Consider the following 20,119-nt stretch of genomic DNA (forward strand, 5'->3'; position numbering starts at 1 on the left):
CGAACAGCCAAATTTGAACTACTCAATAAATAAAACCGTTACGGAATTTATCATGCATGATCAGCATAAATTCATTATGATAGCTCCCCTAATAAATTCCTTACGTTGCGAAATAGAGATTTTCCCGTGGCAAATGAGCAAACGACATTAACTGAGGTCGCTAAAGATACTGGTGAATTGATTCATCAAGCAGGTGCAAAAACCACGCAAACGGTATTGGCCCATACTGAAAAATACCATGATGCCTATACCACGATTGACAAGATCATCGACAGTTTCTGGCAACGGGTTCCCTATATTTGCATCGCCATTGCGGTGTTTGTCATTTTTTGGCTACTGACTAAGTTATTTAAATTCTTTATTCACAAAACTTTGGAAAACCGTAGCTACACCCGACAAAACTTGGTATTAGTGCTTAACCGTGTCGGAAGCACTTTTATTCTATTCTTTGGTTTTTTAATTGGATTGGTCATCGCTATTCCAGGTTTCACCCCAAGCCAGTTAATCGGAGCATTGGGAATCGGTTCTGTTGCAATCGGTTTCGCTTTCAAAGATATTTTCCAAAACTTGCTATCAGGTATCTTAATTTTACTCAGTGAACCTTTCCGCATCGGCGATGATATTGTTGTGAATGGTTTTGAAGGCAATGTTGAAGATATCCAAATTCGCGCAACCTTTTTACGCTCACCTGATGGTCGCCGTATCGTGATTCCAAATGCCACGGTGTATACCAGTGCCGTGACAGTGAACAATGCCTACCAGCGCCGCCGTTGTGAGTTTGTCGTTGGTATTGGCTATGAAGATGATATGCAGAAAGCAAAAAAAATCATTATGGATATTTTAGACCGTAATCTCAATGTACTGAGCCAACCCAGTTTCTCGGTCAATGTCACCGCACTTGCAGATTTCTCGATTAATTTAACCGTCCGTTGGTGGGTAAATACCACAGAAACCACTACATCTGCATCAATTAGTGAAATTCAAGAACTGGTTGTAACAGCCTTCGATGAAAAAGGAATTTCGATTCCTTACCCAGTACAAGAAGTCAAAGTGTATCGTGGTGATCAATCTGATCATACAGAGAACTTAGATAAATAATCGCCCTAAAATATGTGATACTGCCGTTTCAGTTCGTAAAATTCGGTTGCCTAAGCTCATTGCTTGGCAGCCGTTTTTTATGAGCAGATCAACCTCATACGGAATAAATCCACCTTCTGGGCCAACAATTAAGTGACATGAATGTTGAATCGCATAAGGCATCTGCTGTTCTGCATAAGGGTGTGCGACATAAGCAGGTTTCTGATCCGAAATAAATGTAGGTAAAACATCTTCAACAAAAGGTTTAAAGCGTTTATACAATTGAATTTCAGGTGCAATCGTGTCACCTGCTTGCTCTAAACCTAAAGTCACATAATCATCGAGTTGCTGTAAAAATGGGCTTTGCCAATAGCTTTTATCCACTCGATAACTATGAATCAAACTGATCCGTTCCACACCTAAAGTCACCGCATCCATGATGATACGGCGTAACACTTTAGGACGTGGCAAAGCAAGAATCAAATGCACAGGGAGTTTATTCGGCACACTTTCTGTTTGAATGGGTCTTAGCATAATCTGCTGTGCTGTAATACTCTGCACCTCAGTGAGATAACGCTGACCATCACGAACGCCTACCTTTAAAGTATCTCCAGCCGTTAATTGAAGGTGTTGATTCAAGTGCTTGATTTGACGTTGATCCTCGATTGACCAAATATCCCTTGAGCAATCTTGGTTCGCGTCCAGTAAAACGATATTCATGAAGCAGTTCGTTGCGCTAAATAATGGTCAATTAATTGAATATGTTTTTGCAATGAGCCTTTATTGCGTTGTAACACCAATTCAGCTTGATGAATCAATCGCTGGCTTTGCTCTGGATGATTTAGGCAACTCATCAGATTTTGTATAACTAGTTCAGCATTTTCAGCAACAAGGATCCCTTGTTCAGCCACAAACTCATCGACAATCGTTTGAAAATTAAAATAGCGAGGGCCAATCACAGTGGGTACATCTAAAACCATTGGTTCTAAGATATTGTGCCCACCGCCTGGCTCATTGAGTGAACCACCGACAAAACATGCCTGACTTAATGCATACCATAACCACATCTCACCCATACTATCTGCAAGATATACCTGTGTATCCGCTGTAATCTCTTGTTTAAGACTACGCCGCTGCGTATTTAAATTCAGGGTTTGGCAGATCTTATGTACCTCATCAAAACGCTCTGGATGACGTGGTACAACGATACACAACAAATGAGGGTTTGAATTTAAATGTGGCTGTAACTGTTTAAGTAACTGTTCTTCTTCAGGTGCATGTGTGCTGGCTAAAGTAATTATTTGGCGTTTCTCTAACTGCCATTCCTGTTTTAACTGTTCAGCTTTTTCTACATAAGATTGCGGTGCTGTAATATCAAATTTAATATTACCAACCACCTGACTCTTGGCTTGATCTAGCCCCAAATCCATATAACGCTGTTGTGTCGCGATGTCCTGAGCCAACAACCATGTGAGTTGCTGCAACATCGGCTGTGTTAAACGACGAACTTTGCCATAACCTTTCGCTGATTTTGCTGAAAGACGAGCATTGAGTAAAATACAGGGAATATTATGCAGCCGTGCTGCCGCAATCAAATTTGGCCAGATTTCAGTTTCAACTAGAGCAAGAAGTTTCGGTTGATACAACTCAAAAAATTGTTTCAGTAATGGTTTTTGATCAACAGGCAAATAGACCGCCTGAAAAAGTGTCGGATATTTTTCGGAAAATAAACTCTTGGCTCTGGCTTGTCCTGTCTTGGTGGTGTTGGTGACCAGCACAGGCTGGCCCAGTTTTAAATAATGTTCAATCAAGGGCTGGGCGGCATTGGTTTCACCCACTGACACCACATGAAACCAAATCGTATTTAAATTTTTAGGGGGTTGAAATGGTCCAAAACGCTCTAGACACTCTTGCTGAAATAGTGCATCACTTTCAGCCCGTTGTTTAATTTTCCAACGGTATAAAGGCTTGAGACATATCAGTAAAAAGTTATACCAAAATGGTGTTTGCTGTACTGCGTTTTGCTGCGCCATCCTAGACCATAATTTAGAATTTGATTTCAGCTCATTATGCGGAAGTTTCATATGCATTGACAATTGATTATTGTATGTTGCACTTTGATTAAATATTTCTTTATAAAGAAAAATGATATCTTAGAACAAAGAATAATCCATTTTGAGAAAAACAATGCAACCTGATTGGTTCCAACAAATAAAGCAACCTTCTGATGAAACAACACAAGAATATCTACCCCGTCATCCATTTAAAATTATTCTCCCTTTTTTTAATTCTAGCGTTACTGTGCTGCTTATGGGCGCTTCTAGCCAGTCACTTAGGCGCATTAATGAAAGCCTGTTTTTTACTTATGGTTCCCTTTATTATTGGCGCACTGATTGTATATATCCAGAATTACCGAACGACTGTTTCATTTATACAAAGTTTTAAAGTGATTATTATTTTCCTCGTTTTGATCTTCGATATACCTCGTTTGAATTGACACCAATCAATGATCAGCAAAGTAAGTCTTAAAAGTAAAAAATCAAGCGGCTAATGATCCGCTTGATCTTTCATCTGAGTTCAGTCCAGATTATTTTTATCCAGCACAGGTTGCTTAGGCTTCCAACTGTTCAAAGGTAGGATAATCGGTATAACCTTCTGCACCTGCACCATATAAAGTATCGAATTGAACCTGATTTAAAGGCAAATCATGTTCCAAACGTTCTAATAGATCTGGATTGGCAATATAAGCTAATCCAAAAGCCACAGCATCTGCTTGCTTAGTTTCTAAAATCTGTTTTGCTGATGCTGGTGTTAATTTCTCGTTAGCAATCCACACCCCTTTGAATTTAGGGCGGAGTTGCGGCTGTAAACTATCTTCCGCTTCATATTCACGGGTAAAGATAAAGGCCACATTGCGCTGATCAAGTTGTTCAACCACATAACCAAAAGTTGCGAGTGGATTATCATCACCCATGTCATGTGAATCACCACGCGGTGCCAAATGCACACCCACCCGACCTGCACCCCATACCTCAATAAAGGCATCGACAATTTGCAACAACAAGCGCGCGCGGTTTTCAACTGAACCACCATACTCATCATCACGAATATTGGTGCTACTTTGCAGGAACTGATCGATCAGGTAACCATTGGCTGCATGCAACTCAACACCATCAAAACCTGCTGCTTTCGCTAACTCAGCCGCATGTTTATATTGTGCGACGATTTCTTGGATTTCTTCATGCGATAAAGCACGAGGTGTAACGAAAGGACGTTTTGGACGCAGTAAACTCACTTCACCCGCAGGTTGAATCGCACTTGGTGCAACTGGAATATCACCATCTAATAAGTCAGGATGTGAAATACGACCGACATGCCATAGCTGAACCACAATCTTTGAACCTTGCGCATGCACCGCTTCAACAATTTTGTTCCACGCCTGAGCTTGTTCTTGTGACCATAAGCCTGGCGTATTGGCGTAGCCAGCAGCTTTCGGACTAATCACCGTCGCTTCAGTGATAATTAAGCCCGCATTGGCACGTTGTTGATAGTATTCCACCATTAAATCGTTTGGAATACGCTCAACACCACTGCGAGCTCTCGTCAAAGGTGATAAAACCAAACGGTTTTTAATCGTAAAATCACCCACTTGTAACGCAGAATTTAGTTCAGCCATGATCGCCTCAATTTACACTTATTCAGTTAAAGTGTTTGTTTTAAATGTTCGATATATTGCTGAATCAAAGCTTCATTTCTGGTGAAATAGGACCACTGCCCATATTTCTCAACTTGAATCAAACCTGCCTGCTGTAACACAGACAAATGATTTGACATGGTTGATTGTGCAACTTTGCCTAGACGTTCAATATGACCCGCACATACGCCTCGTTCAAAACTGCCACCACATTCCTGCACCGGTAAAAATTGCTCAGGCTGTTTTAGCCACTGCAAAATCTGTCGGCGTAATGGATTGGCTAAGGCTTTGCTAATAATATCAATATCCATAGACTCACCATGTTGATCAAGCGGCAAAACTTTGTTCAGCACCTAAACCCAGTATATCGTATTTTTTAAATATTAATATCTATTTTTTTCGATATTAATATCCTATTTTTTCGATTAACTAAACAATGCTGAACGAAGCCACTTTGATATATTTGTTTTCATTGAATAAAGTCTCCATCCGCTCAGGAATAGGAGACTTTTTCTCACACTTTAAATTCGAGTATTCCCTCTCCTGACAGGAGAAGGCTAGGGAGAGGGCAAGAGATTTATAGACCTTGCTTTAAACTTGCTTCAATGAACTTATCCAAATCACCATCAAGCACGGCTTTGGTGTTTGAATTTTCAATCCCTGTACGCAAATCTTTAATACGTGAATCATCTAGGACATAAGAACGAATCTGACTGCCCCAACCAATATCTGACTTCGAGTCTTCCAATGCTTGAGCTGCTTCATTACGTTTGCTCATCTCTAACTCATAGAGTTTGGCACGTAATTGCTTCCATGCATGGTCACGGTTCGCATGCTGTGAACGTTGGTTCTGACATGCCACCACAATGCCTGTTGGTGCGTGAGTGAGACGAACTGCCGAATCGGTTTTGTTAATGTGCTGACCACCCGCACCCGAAGCACGGTAAGTATCGGTACGGACATCCGATGGATTAATATCAATTTCGATATTGTCATCAATCTCAGGTGAGATAAATACCGCAGAGAATGAGGTATGACGGTTGTTATTACTGTCAAATGGTGACTTACGTACTAAACGGTGTACGCCACTTTCGGTACGTAACCAGCCGTAAGCAAACTCGCCATCGACACGGATAGTTGCTGATTTAATGCCTGCCACGTCACCATCAGACACTTCCATCAATTCAGCTTTAAAGCCATGACGTTCGATCCAACGCAGATACATCCGCAGTAACATCGATGCCCAGTCTTGTGCTTCCGTACCACCAGAACCTGATTGGATTTCAAGGAAACATGGATTTGGATCCATTGGATTACTAAACATGCGGCGGAATTCTAAATTACCTAAAGCCTGTTCAGCGCTATCAAGTTCAGCCTGAACATCTTCTAGTAAAGTTTCATCATCGGCTTCTACAGCCAAATCAAGCATCGCTTTAGCATCATCTAGCTGCTCTGCAAGACGATCAAACACACCTAAAGTATTTTCCAAACTGCCCTTTTCTTTCGCAATGGCTTGCGCACGACTCTGATCATTCCAAATCGTTGGGTCTTCTAGTTCTCTTAAAACTTCTTCTAAACGCTCAGCCTTTAGATCGTAGTCAAAGATACCCCCGTAGTGTCTGGCTACGATCAGATAAATCTTTCAATTGGACTAAGTACGGATTAATTTCCACGCGTATTTTCTCACAATATTTTTCACTCAATCTCATATTTTAACATAACTGGTTTGTACGACACAGCCATGTCTTTTTTTGTGAGAATATAAGGCAAAAATGCCCTTCAACTTGATTTCTGTTAGACACATTTGCTAATAAAAATTTGCAAAAAACACACCAAAGCCATCTAGATAAACAATTTATCTAGCCGTTTTAACAAAAGCTCACATTTATATTAAACAATAAATATCAAATAGATACGTCCAATAACTTACAAAAAAACCACATTGCTACAGTTTGGTTACGTTCTCAAGATTGACTCGCGGTTTTTTTCTACTAAACTAAAAATGTAACAAAAAATGTAACAAAAAATGTAATCACTTATAAATTAGTATATTATCTCAAAAAGGGGTTAACCATGAAAAAATTAAGTTTTGCTACCGCACTTCTTGCTTCTGTTTTTGCCATGAATGCTCAAGCTTACCAATTTGAAGCTAATGCGAGCTATGAAAATACTGATTTTGATGGTTTAGATGCTGATCTTGATACAGTCACTGTCTCAGGTAAATACTATTTAAATCCAGTAAATACTAAAAATGCGCCCTTAGCTGAAGCTGCATTCTCAAACAAAGCTTCTAATATCGGTGCAGGTTACGCAAATGCGAGTGGTGATGGTCCTGAAGATATTGATGTTTACGGTGTATCAGGTGAATTTTTCATTCCAGATACTCAATTCTATGTATCTGGTGCATTAAATCAGGTCAAATTCGCGGGTGATAAGAATACTGGCTATGCAGTAGAAGTAGGTTTCTTACCTATTGATGGTCTTCTATTTGCAGTTGGCGCATCCAAAGAAAGTCTTGATCCTACCTTTGTTGCAAATCATGGTTTTGCGACCTCGGCAGGTTATATAACAACCGTTGGTGAAGATACTGCCGCGACCTTGCGTGCTAAATATGTTACCCAAATTGGTGGTTTCAATACTAACTTTGAAGCTCAAACAGCAATTGGTGATGAAACTGCATACAAATTAGGTGCTGATCTTTATATCGATCCGACTTTGGGTGTAGGTGTATCATTTGCTGATTCAACTGTTGAAGACTCCGATACTATCTTTAGTCTTCATGCCAAAAAATTCTTTACACCTCAAATTGCTGCTGGCGTAAGCTACACAACAACGGACGGTGCTGATTCTTTCGGTCTGAATGGTACATTCCGCTTCTAATTCTCTCCAGAGAGAATATAGGGTCTGTTGATCTTTAACAGACCCTAAGGAATCCACCCTTTATGGGTGGGTTTTTTTATTGGCTTAAATATACAACCTGAAGTTGCAGGCTGGTGATGCCATTAAAGACATTGCGTTCCAATGTATAAACGAGATCAACATAACCCAGCATCGGGTTGAACTCAAAACGGTCTGCCGCATTAAAAGCGATTGCATCGATAATTTGCTGTCCTAAAGATACTTTCAGTTTTAAATGCTGATCTTTAAGCCAGCGATAATCCATCACTTTAAATCTTCCCTGAAATTGGGGAATTGGAAATTTTTGTCCCCAAGGACCTAGCCGATCAATCCAGTCTAGCGTTTCAAGATGTAAACTAGCATCAGTTAACTCACCATCTGTCCATAGAGTCGCTTGGAATAAATTTTCATCCATTTCAGCAATTGATTGAATAAAAACTGTTTTAAATTCATCAAAATTATCTTTTTTTAAGGTCAAACCTGCTGCTGCGGCATGACCACCAAAATGGCTAACTAAATGTGGGTATTGTTCTGCGACTTGCTCAATAGTATCGCGAATATGAATACCTTCAATCGAACGTGCAGAGCCTTTAATATGTATCCCATCTTCATCAGGAGCAAATACTAAACTTGGTCGGTGAAACTGTTCCTTTAGACGCCCAGCTACAATCCCTATTACCCCTTGATGCCACTGTTCATCAAACATCACCAGTGCAGCAGGTAAAGAATCTGCCTGTAGCTGCACATGCTGTAATGCACTGATCGCTTGCTGTTTCATCTCAGCTTCAACTTGACGACGTTCTACATTCAGTTGATTGAGCTGCTGTGCAATTGGATAGGCTGTTTCTAGATCTGGAGCCAATAAACACTCAATACCTATTCGCATGCTCTCCATACGACCGGCCGCATTAATTCGAGGGCCGATCACGAAACCTAAATCTTGAGCGCGTAAACTTGCGGCGTCTCGTTTTGCAATATCCAATAATGCTAAAATTCCTGCACGACATTGATATTGCTGAATTCGTTTTAAGCCAGCATCCACTAAAATACGGTTATTATAATCAAGCGATGCAACATCAGCATAAGTTCCCAACGCAACCAAATCCAGATATTGCGTGACCTTACTGCTACTTTTTCCCTGCTGAGCGCGGTAACTGGCTAATTTTGCTAGTACATAGAAGGCAACACCAACACCAGCCAATGCTTTGCTTGGAAAGTCACAGCCCAGTTGATTGGGATTCACCACTGCTTCAGCATTTGGCGTAGGTTTCGTCGTCAAATGATGATCAGTAATGATGACCTGCATACCCAACGCCTGTGCGGTTTCAACACCTGCATGACTGGAGATTCCATTATCCACCGTAATCAGTAAATCTGGCTGATAGGTCTGCTGCGCCAGTTCAGCAATTTTTGGCGTAAGTCCATAACCATACTTAAAACGGTCAGGCACCAGATATTCAACCACCGCACCCATCTCTTGCAGCACTAACACCATCAGGGCGGTACTGGTCGCACCATCGGCATCATAATCGCCAATAATGACAATCTTCTGCTGCTGGTCAATCGCCTGATCGATCAGTTCAACCGCCGTATCCAGCCCCTTAAGGTTCGGGGCAAGCAGATGCTTAAGTTTAAGCTCAAGCTCTTGTTCCGATTGTACTCCACGTCTCGCTAATATCTCAGCAATAAACGTAGGCACGCCCTGAAATTGTTCAGGGCGTGTAATGAATGGTCTTGTTTGAGTTTGAATCTGTGTCATCTATAAAATTAATCGACCGTTAGCTTACAAACAATTGAGTTACGTGAAGAGAATGAGGAGCTGAAACCAAATTAATATCAAACTTTAATGAAGGCTCAATTCTTGAACTTGCATTATGAATTCTAAAAGAAATTTGCCATCCTTCATTTAATGTGACTAACAAAGTTGTTTTTGAATTCTCTTTATATACAACTTCAATTAATCGATTTGGGAGTTTAAGTTTCGGTACTTTAGCTTTAGGTTTAATACTTCCGAATGGTAGATTCAACGTACCATGTAAATTATAAGATTGAATTTCAACCTTGTTATTTCCCTTAATAACTTTATAAAAATCTTTATTACCTATTAAATACTCTACCAATCTTGCGGCAACAATCCCTGGATTTTCCTTATCTAAGCGAATAAGCTCTTCCTTAAAAGCATCTAAAACTGGTATGTATACAGAATTATGGTAATCCCCTAAAGTTTCCCATTTTTGTGTTGATTTACTATCTTTCTTGATTTGAGCCAAATTATCAAAGATAGGTTTGATTTTATTAAAATAAGCATGAGTACAAGACAAACCTAACCATTTCTGACCAAAATCAATATCATTAGATAAACGAGAATGTTTTACTGCTCGATGATTATTCTTTGCAGATATACCAATTTCCCAATTTTGTGAGGAACGCAATGCCAAAACATCACGAACATCTCCTGATTCTCCAGCTTTATCAGGAACAATTTCTAATTGTAATACATCATCGATATCAATTTGATTAGAAAGACGTGGTTCTATATCAATCAAATAGTTAATAGCAAAACTTGCAATCAATCTAAATTTTTCTTGTTCAGTTTCAATAAAACTATTAAAACAATTCAATGCTGTGCTATAGGGTTCATTCTCAATAATCTCTATTACTGAAACAAGAGATTTCAAGCGAGCTTGAAATTCAAGTAATACCGCATATTCAAAAGCTTTCCCATTAATTGTTTGCTTTGCCACTTTCACCATTATGCAGACATCCTGTTTACAATTTCACTTAATTTTTCTTTTACAATCGTCCCATTAACTTCTTCAGAAAACGTTCTATTAGTTGATATCTTTATTGCATTTAAATCACTATAAATTTTTTCTGCTAAAATTTTTCCCATTCTTACTGGAACAGCATTTCCAATCATTTTGTAGGCGGCACTAACTTTTGTGTAATCAAAGAAAAAATTATCAGGAAATGTTTGAATTCTTGCACACTCACGAATACTTAATCTGCGATACAGATGCTCTTGTCCTTTTATAAATTCACGGACATTTTGTTCTACCAACTTCATCTTAGGCGCTTGTGGATGCAATGGGGCATGCCGACCACCAGCTTGAATTGTAAAAGAAACTTCATCCCACGTTCTAACTCTATTCCTCGACATATAAATGGATGAAAATCCACCAGTCATATATTCATGATTTAGGAATTTGCAATCAGCTCCATTGGTGAGGTTTCCATCTTTTGCAGGTAAGACATTCTCACTTAAATCACCAATTGCTTGTGCTAATGTAATTTTATCAACAGGTGTTACTGGCTTAGGAAACTCAAATTTCTTACCTAAATCCTCTCTATAACCTACAAAAAAAACACGCTTTCTATCTTGAGGCACACCAAAATCCGCAACGTTCAAAAGCTCAAAAGAGAGTTCATATCCAATATCTTGAAACATTTGTTTTATATGTTCCAAGGCTTCCTTATGTGCGGGCAATAACATCCCTGAAACATTCTCTGCTAGAAAGAATTTGGGTTTTTTATCAGCGAGAATCCTCATAAATTCATAAAAAAGCTGTCCTCTTTTATCCGCAATACCGCGTTTCGACCCAGCTTCTGACCAACTCTGACAAGGTGGCCCACCAATAATTCCATCACAATCAGGTACTTCATCTGATGAAATGTTAATAATACTTCTCTTATCTAAAACTGTGTTCTTGTGGTTCAGTTCGTAGGTTGACCAGATTTCTTTATCATATTCATTCGCCCAAACCACATCAAAGCCGGCTTGTTCAAAACCTAAATCGAGACCACCAGCTCCTGCAAAAAACGATACGACTTTCATATACTGATACTTTACGCTGAACAACTTGTGTAATGATCTAACCATTATCACCAAATTGCAATGTAAAACTTAAATCATTGCGACAAAAAATGTCGTTCACAACTAAAAATCTATATCAATAGCTTATATAAAACAATCAAATAAATAGATTCTCACAAAAAAATATAAGCACGCCCTGAAATTGTTCAGGGCGTGTAATTAATGGTCTTTGTTGAATTTGAATCATGGTCATTTATGGCATCAAGCGTTGAATAATCCAAAGTCCATTTTGTTTTTCATAACTTAAACGATCATGTAAACGATTTGGTCGTCCTTGCCAGAATTCATAATAATCTGCATCTAAGCGATAACCACCCCAAAATTCGGGTTTATCCAACTCAGCTTCATGTACTTGGTTTTGTAAGTTTTGAAAACGCTGTTGTAATAACTCACGGCTTTCAATGACACCACTTTGTGGCGTACTAATATGTGCTGCAATCTGACTATCACGTGGACGCTTATGGTAATAATCCGTCGATTCCTGTTCTGGAATCTTGGAAACCTGACCACCGATACGTACCTGACGTTCTAAACTCGGCCAGTAAAATAAAAGTTCAGCATAAGGATTTTCCGCAAGGTCTAATCCTTTCTGACTATCATAATTGGTGTAAAAATCATAACCAGCTTCTGTTGCACCACGTAACAAAACGGTTCGGACGTGTGGGCGACCTTGAGTATTTGCTGTCGCCAAAGACATCGCATAGGGTTCATGTAATTGAGCAGTGAGCGCATGATTGAACCAATTCAAGAATTGCTCATGGGGATTTACACTGATCTGGGATTCGTGTAACTCACCTTGTTCATAACTTAAACGAAGTTCACTCAGGTCTTTAATGACATCATTCATTATTACTCTCCTTTAAGCAGCTTGAGCATGAGCTCTGACTGCATCGGCTAAATGATTTGCGATGGCATCCACTTCCTGCTGTTGATCTCCTTCTACCATAACTCGAATCACAGGTTCAGTACCTGATTTACGAATCAAAATACGTCCACGCCCAGTCAATTGTTGTTCAGCTTTTTCAAATTCAGCAACAAGAGCAGGAACAGCATATGGATCAATCATATGCTGTAAACGAACATTGATTAACACCTGTGGAAATAATTCAAAGTCTGCAACTAATTCATGTAATGCTTTCTCTTGCTCAACCATCACCGTTAATACTTGTAGAGCGGCAATAATCGCATCACCAGTTGTGCTCTTATCCAACGTTAAGATATGACCTGAAGGCTCACCACCTGTGACCCAACCATTTTCTTCTAATGCCTGTAATACATAGCGGTCACCGACTTTTGCGCGTACAAAACCGACATCCGCTTTTTGTAATGCTAACTCAAGTGCCATATTACTCATGACTGTTCCAACAATACCTGCTGGTTTATTTTTCGCCTGAGTAGCAAGGATATACAGAATATGATCACCATCTACCAGTTGACCATTTTTATCTACCATTACGACACGATCTGCATCACCATCAAACGCAATACCTAAATCAGCTTGGTGGTTAACCACAGCCTTTTGTAGAAATTCAGGATGGGTTGATCCACAATTTTCATTGATATTTAAACCATCTGGTTCATTAAAAAGCGGGATTACTTTTGCACCTAGCTCTCTAAAAACTGAAGGACCAACGCTATATGCTGCGCCGTTAGCACAATCCACTACAATTGTGAGATTACTAAGATCGAAGTGATATGGAAATGTTGATTTACAGAATTCGATGTATCGACCATTTGCATCTTTTACACGAACACTTTTACCTAGGTTAGCCGTATCATCAATCACTAAATCTTTTTCTAATTCTTGATTGATCTCATTTTGTAAGGCATCTGGGAGTTTTTTACCTTCACCTGAGAAAAATTTAATCCCATTATCAAAGTAAGGGTTATGTGATGCTGAAATCACAATACCTGCATGTGCATGTAAAGCACGTGTTAAATGCGCTATAGCAGGCGTTGGTAATGGCCCCAACAAATGCACATACACACCTGCTGCGTTTAAACCTGCTTGGAGAGCTGCTTCTAGAATATAACCTGATAAACGCGTATCTTTACCCATAACCACAATTGGTTTGTTTTTAGGACTATTTCTTTTTAATACTTTTCCTGCTGCAAATCCTAATTTTAATGCAAATTCAGGGGTAATCGGCATTTGTCCAAATTTGCCACGAATTCCATCAGTTCCAAAATAGCTCATTCTTTACTCGCTTTCTTATCTTTATATGACGTATCGTCATATCATTTTTCATCTGTTTTACTTTACACCAAAACAAAAAAACCGTCAGTGCACTGACGGTTTTTTTATTGCCAAAATTACTAAAGATCAACCTACACGATAGTTTGGTGCTTCTTTAGTAATCGTCACATCATGAACATGTGATTCAGACATGCCTGCCGAAGTAATTTTCACAAATTTTGCATTTTGACGAAGATCTTCAATCACAGATGAACCTGTATAGCCCATAGAAGAACGTAAACCACCCATCATTTGATGGATGATATTGCCCATTGGACCTTTATATGGAACACGACCTTCGATGCCTTCTGGGACCAACTTTTCAGCACCCGCTTTAGAGTCTTGGAAATAACGGTCAGCAGAACCTGTTGCTCCCGCCATTGCACCCAATGAACCCATACCACGATACGCTTTATAGTAACGACCTTGGAAAAATTCAACTTCACCTGGCGCTTCTTCAGTACCAGCAAGGAGTGAACCGACCATGATTGTGCTCGCACCTGCGCCAATCGCTTTCGCCATATCGCCAGAGAAACGAATACCGCCATCTGCGATCAATGGAATTTGATCTTTTAGTGCATTGGCAACACTATCAATTGCCGAAATCTGCGGCATACCAATACCTGCCACAATACGTGTCGTACAGATCGAACCAGGACCAATACCCACTTTAACGGCATCTGCACCTGCATCTAACAATGCTAAAGCTGCATCACCTGTTGCAATGTTTCCACCAATCACTTGAACTTGTGGATAATTTGTTTTTACCCAACGTACACGTTCAATTACGCCCGCTGAGTGACCGTGTGCCGTATCTACGACAATCACATCTACACCCGCATCGACTAATGCTTCCACACGGCTTGGTGTTTCTACACCTGTACCGACCGCAGCACCCACACGTAAACGACCAAGGTCATCTTTACAGCTGCTTGGATAGCTTTCCGCTTTACGGAAGTCAGTGACTGTAATTAAACCTTTGAGTTCATTGTGTTCACCAACAACTAGAACTTTTTCAATACGATGCTTTTGTAGCAATGCTTGAATATTTTCTTTCGACTCACCTTCACGAACAGTCACTAAACGGTCTTGACCTGTCATGATGTTGCTTACTGGTTGTTCAAGATTGGTTTCAAAACGTGTATCACGACCTGTGACAATACCCACAACTTTGCCATCTTTTACAACAGGTACACCGCTAATATTATTCGCTTGGGTAATTGCAATAAGTTCACGTACTGTCGTTTCAGGTGTTACTGTGATTGGGTCTTTCACCATTCCAGCTTCGAATTTTTTTACACGGCGTACTTCCGCAGCTTGTGCAGCGATATCCATGTTTTTATGCAAAATACCAATACCACCATTTTGCGCCATTGCAATCGCCATACGAGACTCAGTCACCGTATCCATTGCAGCAGAAACGAGAGGGATATTCAGTTGAATTCCGCGAGTTAAACGTGTCTTTAAGGAGACATCTTTTGGGAGAACAGTTGAGTAGGCAGGAAGTAATAAGACATCATCGAAGGTTAACGCTTCTTGAACGATGGTCAGCATAACAATCTCACTGGTAATTTCCGTGAGCTATTATAAACAAATTTCGATGTGATTTTCATTTTCTATGATGAAAATAATTTGATAAGCGCGTAGAAACGCTTCACTACGACGCCTTATGTCATTTAAGCAACATCGATGCAGTTAACAAACTTGATCATAATTCTCATTATTTTCTGAATCTTGTTGTTCAATATTAATCAATGGGATGAGATTGTGCGCAAGTCGTGCTTTATTACAATGATCATCCGCAATCTGAACCTCTTTACACGTTGAGCTTCGAATGACGTAGATCGAACAACTGACTTGCTGTCCTACTTCTCCTTGTAATGCGATACATTTGACTTGAGCTTGGTTGGTACCTTTCATACAAGAATAAACGGCTGTGAGCGGTTCGACCATGTTTGCAGGCATCCGTTCTGCTTCAGCCCAATAAAAAGAAACACGATAATTTGCACAGCATGCACCACAACTCACGCATGCATCTGAGCTTGCAACTTGAGACAACATTTTTCTTAAAATTCTCGTTATCAAATTAATTTTTTGTAACTTGAATCCTAAGAAAAGTTGTTGATGAACACAATAGATTTATAGAAAAAATATTATGAATTCATTTAGGTAGGACAACTAAACACATACTCATTCATCAGGTCCACTCCACATTCCAGACCCTCAATCCAGTCCAGAAACTGGTTGATCATCTCTTTTCCAACAAATGCGGTGCCATGCTGCGGCACAATCATGTCGAGGTCCATCTGGCGAACCATATTCACCCATAAACGGATGACCTTGTTGGAACACATATAACGCTGGTGGAAGCCTTTCATCTTCTTGATGTGAGCTTCAAAATCGGAAATCGGCTGGCTGGCATCATCAACAATTGAGGCACCCATATCCCCTGAAAAAAGAATTTTGGCGACTGGATCATAAAACTGGAAGTTGCCCACCGAATGCAAAAAGTGAGCAGGAATCGCTACGATTGCTGATTCACCTAAAGGAATCACTTGTCCAGTATCGGCAAGCTCAATTAAGCGATCTTCCCAATTCCCTTTCATTCGATCACTCATAAATGCTGAGTTTAAATGCGGTAAAAAGCGTGCCCATAATTTAGATGCCACTACTTTCGCATCGGTATAAACTAACCAACGTGGCATCGAAGTAATAATATCGGGGTCTTGATGGGATGCCATCACATAATCCAAATTTTTCAATTTGGTATAGCGGTTTAACTCCATGGTTAAAGGAACATAGGTCAGATCACCACCTGGATCTAGAACCGCTGCACGATCGTGATCAATAATTAAAAATTGATTGGCTTGAATGCCTTCGCCCTTGACCAAACTAGTAAAACTAATGCATTTATGCGTACCATTATCAAATAGTATTTGCGACGTAGTCCGCTCAAAACTCATATCAACCCCATAAAAATTCTTTAAATATGAAATATTTTAATTCCTTGATAAAATAATGGGATTTTATTATTGTTTCAATCAGATATTGTATTTTTATCATAATTTATGCAAAAAAGATCCATGCATAAATGATGGATCTTTTTTGCAATTTAAAACTTAATTAGAAGAAATAATGCTGTACCAAAGTTGAAACACCAACGACTAAGAAAATGGCAGCACCAATTTTATGAATAAGTGAAATTGGTAACTTATCTGCTAACTTATCGCCGATAAATACTGCTGGCGCATTCGCTAACATCATGCCAAGCGTTGTACCACACATGACCCAAAAAATACTGTCAAAACGTGCAGCTAAAGCAACTGTAGCAATTTGGGTTTTATCACCAATTTCAGCCAAGAAAAATAGAATAAAAGTTGCACCAAATACGCCGAATTTTTGCCATTTATTAATACTTTCAGTTTCATCCCCTAATTCATCAGGAATGAGCATCCAAATCGCCATACCGATAAAACCAAGTGCCAAAATCCATAATAGAATTTCAGGACTTAGGACAGTCGTAATCCATTGACCTAATACTGCAGAGATACCATGATTAATCGTGGTAGCCAGTAAAATTGCAATTAAAATCGGAACGGGTTTACGGAAACGTGCGGCGAGTAATAATGCCAGCAATTGCGTTTTATCGCCCATTTCAGCAAGGGCAACAATTGATGTGGAGATGAGGAATTCATACATAGTTGAATGCTCTGGCTAGCAAAATATACCGATGACCTACCCCTCCTGCTAGCCAAAATCAAGTAGATTGATGCAGAGTGGTAAATCAAAGGTCTTGCCAACAAAAGCACAGCTAAACAGCTGTTCTTGGTTCTTTGCTATGATGACCATGTTCTGTGGAACAATTATGTTGACCATCACCTCTTTACTTTGCGTAAAGAGCGGCTACTCCCCAATGAAGTGATATTAGTTTATCAAACTCTTTAAATTTTTTAAATCACTACGCCCAAAATTTTTGGTAACCCCAAATTAGCAAACGGGCAATCCCCAATAACAAAGCTAAATTCACACTCAAGCCAAAAAAACCAAAAATCCCCCAACCACTTGCACCGCCAACATTTTGAGCTTGATATTCCATGCTAACCACAATTGTTGCAGCTAACACTTCCAAACCCATGACGATGTACATCACCCAATCTGATGCAAAATGTAGAAAATTGACCTACAAGCCCATTAATACAAAAATAATCAGTAATATCGGTAATACAACTCGATAAATGATTAACATCCTTGCTCCTTATTCCGAATAAATACTTCTTTCAACTATATTAATTTTAGACAAAAGCTTGCACAAATAAAGTCGATTTTTTAATGCTATAAAATAGAAAACCTCGCATATGCGAGGTTTCCATCGTTAAAAAGTACTAGAGCAATAGGCTACGAATATCTTTTAAAAGCTTGGTCAACTTATTGGTAAAACGTGCTGCGTCAGCACCATTAATCACACGGTGGTCATAAGACAATGACAACGGCAACATTAAGCGCGGATCAAAGTCTTTACCATTCCACACAGGTTGCATGGTTGCAGGGGATATACCTAAAATCGCGATTTGCGGCCAATTGACCAACGGCGTAAATGCAGTACCACCAATACTGCCTAAGCTGGTAATGGTAAAATTGGCACCTTGTAGATCTTTCGGTGACAATTTACGATCACGGGCTTTTTGGCTGAGTTCAGCCAATTCTGCTGCAATTTGCTTAATTGATTTTTGATCAGGATTACGTAATACAGGCACTGTTAAACCATCTGGGGTTGCAACCGCAATACCCATATGAATTTCGTTACGCAATAATACTGACTTCTGATCATCAGCCAAATGCCCCGCAAAATACGGCTCTTCTTTTAACAAGTGCGCAACCGCTTTGGCAATAAAGGCCAAGATGGTTAAGCTCAAGCCTTGTTTTTTAAAGCCATCTTTCAGTTCGCCACGCCATGCTTCAAGCTCGGTAATATCCGCCAAGTCAAACTGCGTCACTTGCGGAATAAAGTTATTCAATGACAGCTGTGGCACAGACACTTGCTGTAAACGCGTCATCGCTTTCACTTCACCGCCACCAAATGAACTAAAGTCTGGTAACTTCGGCAAGCCTGAAGCCACTGGAGCGGCTTGCGTTGCAGCAGTCGGTTGTGGTGCGGTCAGACGTGTTTTCACATAAGCAAAGACATCGTCCTTCATCACACGACCGTGCTCACCTGATGCTTTGACCTGCCCAAGAACAACACCTAACTCACGTGCCAGTTTACGCACGGCTGGACCCGCATACACCTTGGCATTGTCAGCTTCTTGCGCTTTGGTCAGTTTCTCAGCTTGTGCAGGCGCACTTGGGGCTGCTGTCGCTGCCGCCTGTGGTTTTGCTGGTACTACTTGAGTCGCAGGCGTAGCGGTTGGTTGAGCTTTTGGTGCAGTGGTCGAGCCACTCACTTCAATCGTTGCTAATGCCATGCCTTGACGAACTTCTTGATTCGCAGACACATGGATTGCTTTCACAATCCCTGCAACCGAGCTTGGTACTTCAACCGATGCCTTATCTGATTCAACCACGCATAGGCTTTGTTGAGCTTCAACACGATCACCAACATTGACCAAAATTTCTGAAACAAGAGCTTTTTCTACACCTAGATCAGGTATTTCAATTTCAACATGACCCGTTGAGCTATTCGTTGCAACTGGTACCTCAGTCGTTGCGACTGGCGCTTCTGTTTGAGTTGGAGTTGCTTGTGGTTCTGGTGCAGCAGCCAAACTTGCAGTCTTGACCTGAATCAAGACCACACCTTCCTTAATGCTATCGCCTTCTTTAATCTGGATCGCTTCCACAATCCCCGCAACCGAGCTTGGGACTTCTACAGTCGCTTTGTCCGATTCAACCACCACAATACTTTGTTCAGGTTCAATCTGATCACCCACTTTGACCAATACTTCTGCAACCAGCGCTTTTTCCACACCGATATCGGGAACTTTTACATCCACAATCTGGCTTGCTGTCTCTGTTGGAGCAGCAACTGGTTGTGCTTTTGTTTCAGCTTCGACAGGTTTTACTTCTGCTTTTGGCGCTTCTGACTTCGGTGCATCGTTTGCAGGTGCTTCAGCGGCAGACTCAGACTCTAACTCAATCAATGCGATGCCTTCAGTCACTTCATCGCCCTGTTGAACCAGAATACTTTTAATGATCCCTGCCGCAGTGCTTGGTACTTCTACCGTTGCTTTATCTGACTCTAAAACTAGAAGGCTATCGTCAACTGCAACATGATCGCCGACTTTGACCAAGATTTCTGCAACAAGTGCTTTATCTACGCCAATATCAGGTGCTTGGATTTGCATAA

The 20,119-nt window shown here is 40.2% G+C and carries 18 protein-coding genes, 2 pseudogenes and 1 riboswitch; of the genes and pseudogenes, 3 read left to right on the forward strand and 17 right to left on the reverse strand.

Annotated elements, in window-relative coordinates:
• The first annotated feature begins 126 nt into the window (after positions 1 to 126).
• The gene (locus F908_RS02395; protein WP_005156809.1) at positions 127 to 1,098 is read left to right on the forward strand and encodes a mechanosensitive ion channel family protein; all 972 of its coding nucleotides are present in this window, start codon (positions 127 to 129) and stop codon (positions 1,096 to 1,098) included.
• On the opposite strand, the gene F908_RS02400 is transcribed toward F908_RS02395, so the two are convergent.
• Complete coding sequence (locus tag F908_RS02400; RefSeq protein ID WP_005156814.1) at positions 1,087 to 1,797, reverse strand: 16S rRNA (uracil(1498)-N(3))-methyltransferase; 711 nt, start codon at positions 1,795 to 1,797, stop codon at positions 1,087 to 1,089. The genes F908_RS02395 and F908_RS02400 overlap by 12 nt on opposite strands.
• Entirely contained in the window at positions 1,794 to 3,110 is a 1,317-nt protein-coding gene (locus tag F908_RS02405; protein WP_034602556.1) for a 3-deoxy-D-manno-octulosonic acid transferase, read from the reverse strand. The genes F908_RS02400 and F908_RS02405 overlap by 4 nt, the downstream gene beginning before the upstream one ends.
• Before the next feature lie 154 nt (positions 3,111 to 3,264).
• Here F908_RS02405 and F908_RS02410 point away from each other — a divergent pair, with 154 nt between their 5' ends.
• A complete protein-coding gene (locus F908_RS02410; RefSeq protein WP_005156819.1) occupies positions 3,265 to 3,522 on the forward strand; it encodes a hypothetical protein in 258 nt (85 codons plus the stop codon).
• Between the two features lie 166 nt (positions 3,523 to 3,688).
• Here F908_RS02410 and F908_RS02415 read toward each other — a convergent pair whose 3' ends face one another.
• From F908_RS02415 to prfB, 3 genes are all read right to left on the reverse strand, one after another.
• Positions 3,689 to 4,753 (reverse strand): alkene reductase, encoded by a 1,065-nt coding sequence (locus tag F908_RS02415; RefSeq protein WP_005156821.1) that lies wholly within the window; start codon positions 4,751 to 4,753, stop codon positions 3,689 to 3,691.
• 26 nt (positions 4,754 to 4,779) lie between these two features.
• Complete coding sequence (locus tag F908_RS02420) at positions 4,780 to 5,082, reverse strand: ArsR/SmtB family transcription factor (RefSeq protein WP_034602558.1); 303 nt, start codon at positions 5,080 to 5,082, stop codon at positions 4,780 to 4,782.
• 266 nt (positions 5,083 to 5,348) lie between these two features.
• Positions 5,349 to 6,444, reverse strand: a protein-coding gene (prfB, locus tag F908_RS02425; RefSeq protein WP_111313900.1) for a peptide chain release factor 2 whose coding sequence is annotated in 2 segments (ribosomal slippage) — positions 5,349 to 6,371 and positions 6,373 to 6,444 — 1,095 coding nt in all. Because the reading frame shifts where the segments join, the coding sequence is not laid out codon by codon here.
• A gap of 400 nt (positions 6,445 to 6,844) precedes the next feature.
• Between prfB and F908_RS02430 the strand changes: the two genes are divergently transcribed.
• The gene (locus tag F908_RS02430) at positions 6,845 to 7,651 is read left to right on the forward strand and encodes a putative porin (protein ID WP_005156830.1); all 807 of its coding nucleotides are present in this window, start codon (positions 6,845 to 6,847) and stop codon (positions 7,649 to 7,651) included.
• Between the two features lie 76 nt (positions 7,652 to 7,727).
• On the opposite strand, the gene recJ is transcribed toward F908_RS02430, so the two are convergent.
• From recJ to F908_RS02485, 12 genes and pseudogenes are all read right to left on the reverse strand, one after another.
• Positions 7,728 to 9,428, reverse strand: coding sequence for a single-stranded-DNA-specific exonuclease RecJ (gene recJ / locus F908_RS02435; protein WP_005156831.1), 1,701 nt, complete (start codon positions 9,426 to 9,428; stop codon positions 7,728 to 7,730).
• A gap of 19 nt (positions 9,429 to 9,447) precedes the next feature.
• Entirely contained in the window at positions 9,448 to 10,422 is a 975-nt protein-coding gene (locus tag F908_RS02440) for a HaeIII family restriction endonuclease (protein ID WP_005156833.1), read from the reverse strand.
• Positions 10,422 to 11,504 (reverse strand): DNA cytosine methyltransferase, encoded by a 1,083-nt coding sequence (locus F908_RS02445; RefSeq protein WP_005156837.1) that lies wholly within the window; start codon positions 11,502 to 11,504, stop codon positions 10,422 to 10,424. The genes F908_RS02440 and F908_RS02445 overlap by 1 nt, the downstream gene beginning before the upstream one ends.
• 145 nt (positions 11,505 to 11,649) lie before the next feature.
• Positions 11,650 to 11,736: pseudogene (locus tag F908_RS16475) on the reverse strand (hypothetical protein); the annotation flags it as partial.
• Entirely contained in the window at positions 11,737 to 12,390 is a 654-nt protein-coding gene (gene pdxH, locus F908_RS02450; protein WP_005156839.1) for a pyridoxamine 5'-phosphate oxidase, read from the reverse strand.
• Positions 12,391 to 12,402: 12 nt separating this feature from the next.
• Positions 12,403 to 13,740: a phosphoglucosamine mutase gene (gene glmM, locus F908_RS02455; RefSeq protein ID WP_005156841.1), complete on the reverse strand. Its 1,338-nt coding sequence runs from the start codon at positions 13,738 to 13,740 to the stop codon at positions 12,403 to 12,405.
• 126 nt (positions 13,741 to 13,866) lie between these two features.
• On the reverse strand, positions 13,867 to 15,333 hold the full coding sequence (guaB, locus tag F908_RS02460) for an IMP dehydrogenase (protein ID WP_004659900.1): 1,467 nt from the start codon (positions 15,331 to 15,333) through the stop codon (positions 13,867 to 13,869).
• A gap of 141 nt (positions 15,334 to 15,474) precedes the next feature.
• Positions 15,475 to 15,840 carry a YkgJ family cysteine cluster protein gene (locus tag F908_RS02465; RefSeq protein WP_005156844.1) on the reverse strand — a complete coding sequence of 122 codons (366 nt, stop codon included), beginning with the start codon at positions 15,838 to 15,840 and terminating at the stop codon, positions 15,475 to 15,477.
• A 104-nt stretch (positions 15,841 to 15,944) separates the two neighbouring features.
• Entirely contained in the window at positions 15,945 to 16,742 is a 798-nt protein-coding gene (locus F908_RS02470; protein WP_005156846.1) for an oxygen-binding di-iron domain-containing protein, read from the reverse strand.
• A gap of 160 nt (positions 16,743 to 16,902) precedes the next feature.
• A complete protein-coding gene (locus F908_RS02475) occupies positions 16,903 to 17,478 on the reverse strand; it encodes a TMEM165/GDT1 family protein (RefSeq protein ID WP_004659895.1) in 576 nt (191 codons plus the stop codon).
• Between the two features lie 84 nt (positions 17,479 to 17,562).
• A riboswitch (yybP-ykoY riboswitch) is annotated at positions 17,563 to 17,703 on the reverse strand.
• A 34-nt stretch (positions 17,704 to 17,737) separates the two neighbouring features.
• A pseudogene (locus tag F908_RS02480) lies at positions 17,738 to 18,025 on the reverse strand (hypothetical protein).
• A gap of 136 nt (positions 18,026 to 18,161) precedes the next feature.
• Positions 18,162 to 20,117, reverse strand: a complete 1,956-nt coding sequence (locus F908_RS02485; RefSeq protein ID WP_005156849.1) for a 2-oxo acid dehydrogenase subunit E2 — start codon at positions 20,115 to 20,117, stop codon at positions 18,162 to 18,164.
• Positions 20,118 to 20,119 lie beyond the last annotated feature (2 nt).

The sequence above is a fragment of the Acinetobacter sp. NIPH 284 genome (genome assembly GCF_000369425.1).
Taxonomy (GTDB): Bacteria; Pseudomonadota; Gammaproteobacteria; order Pseudomonadales; family Moraxellaceae; genus Acinetobacter.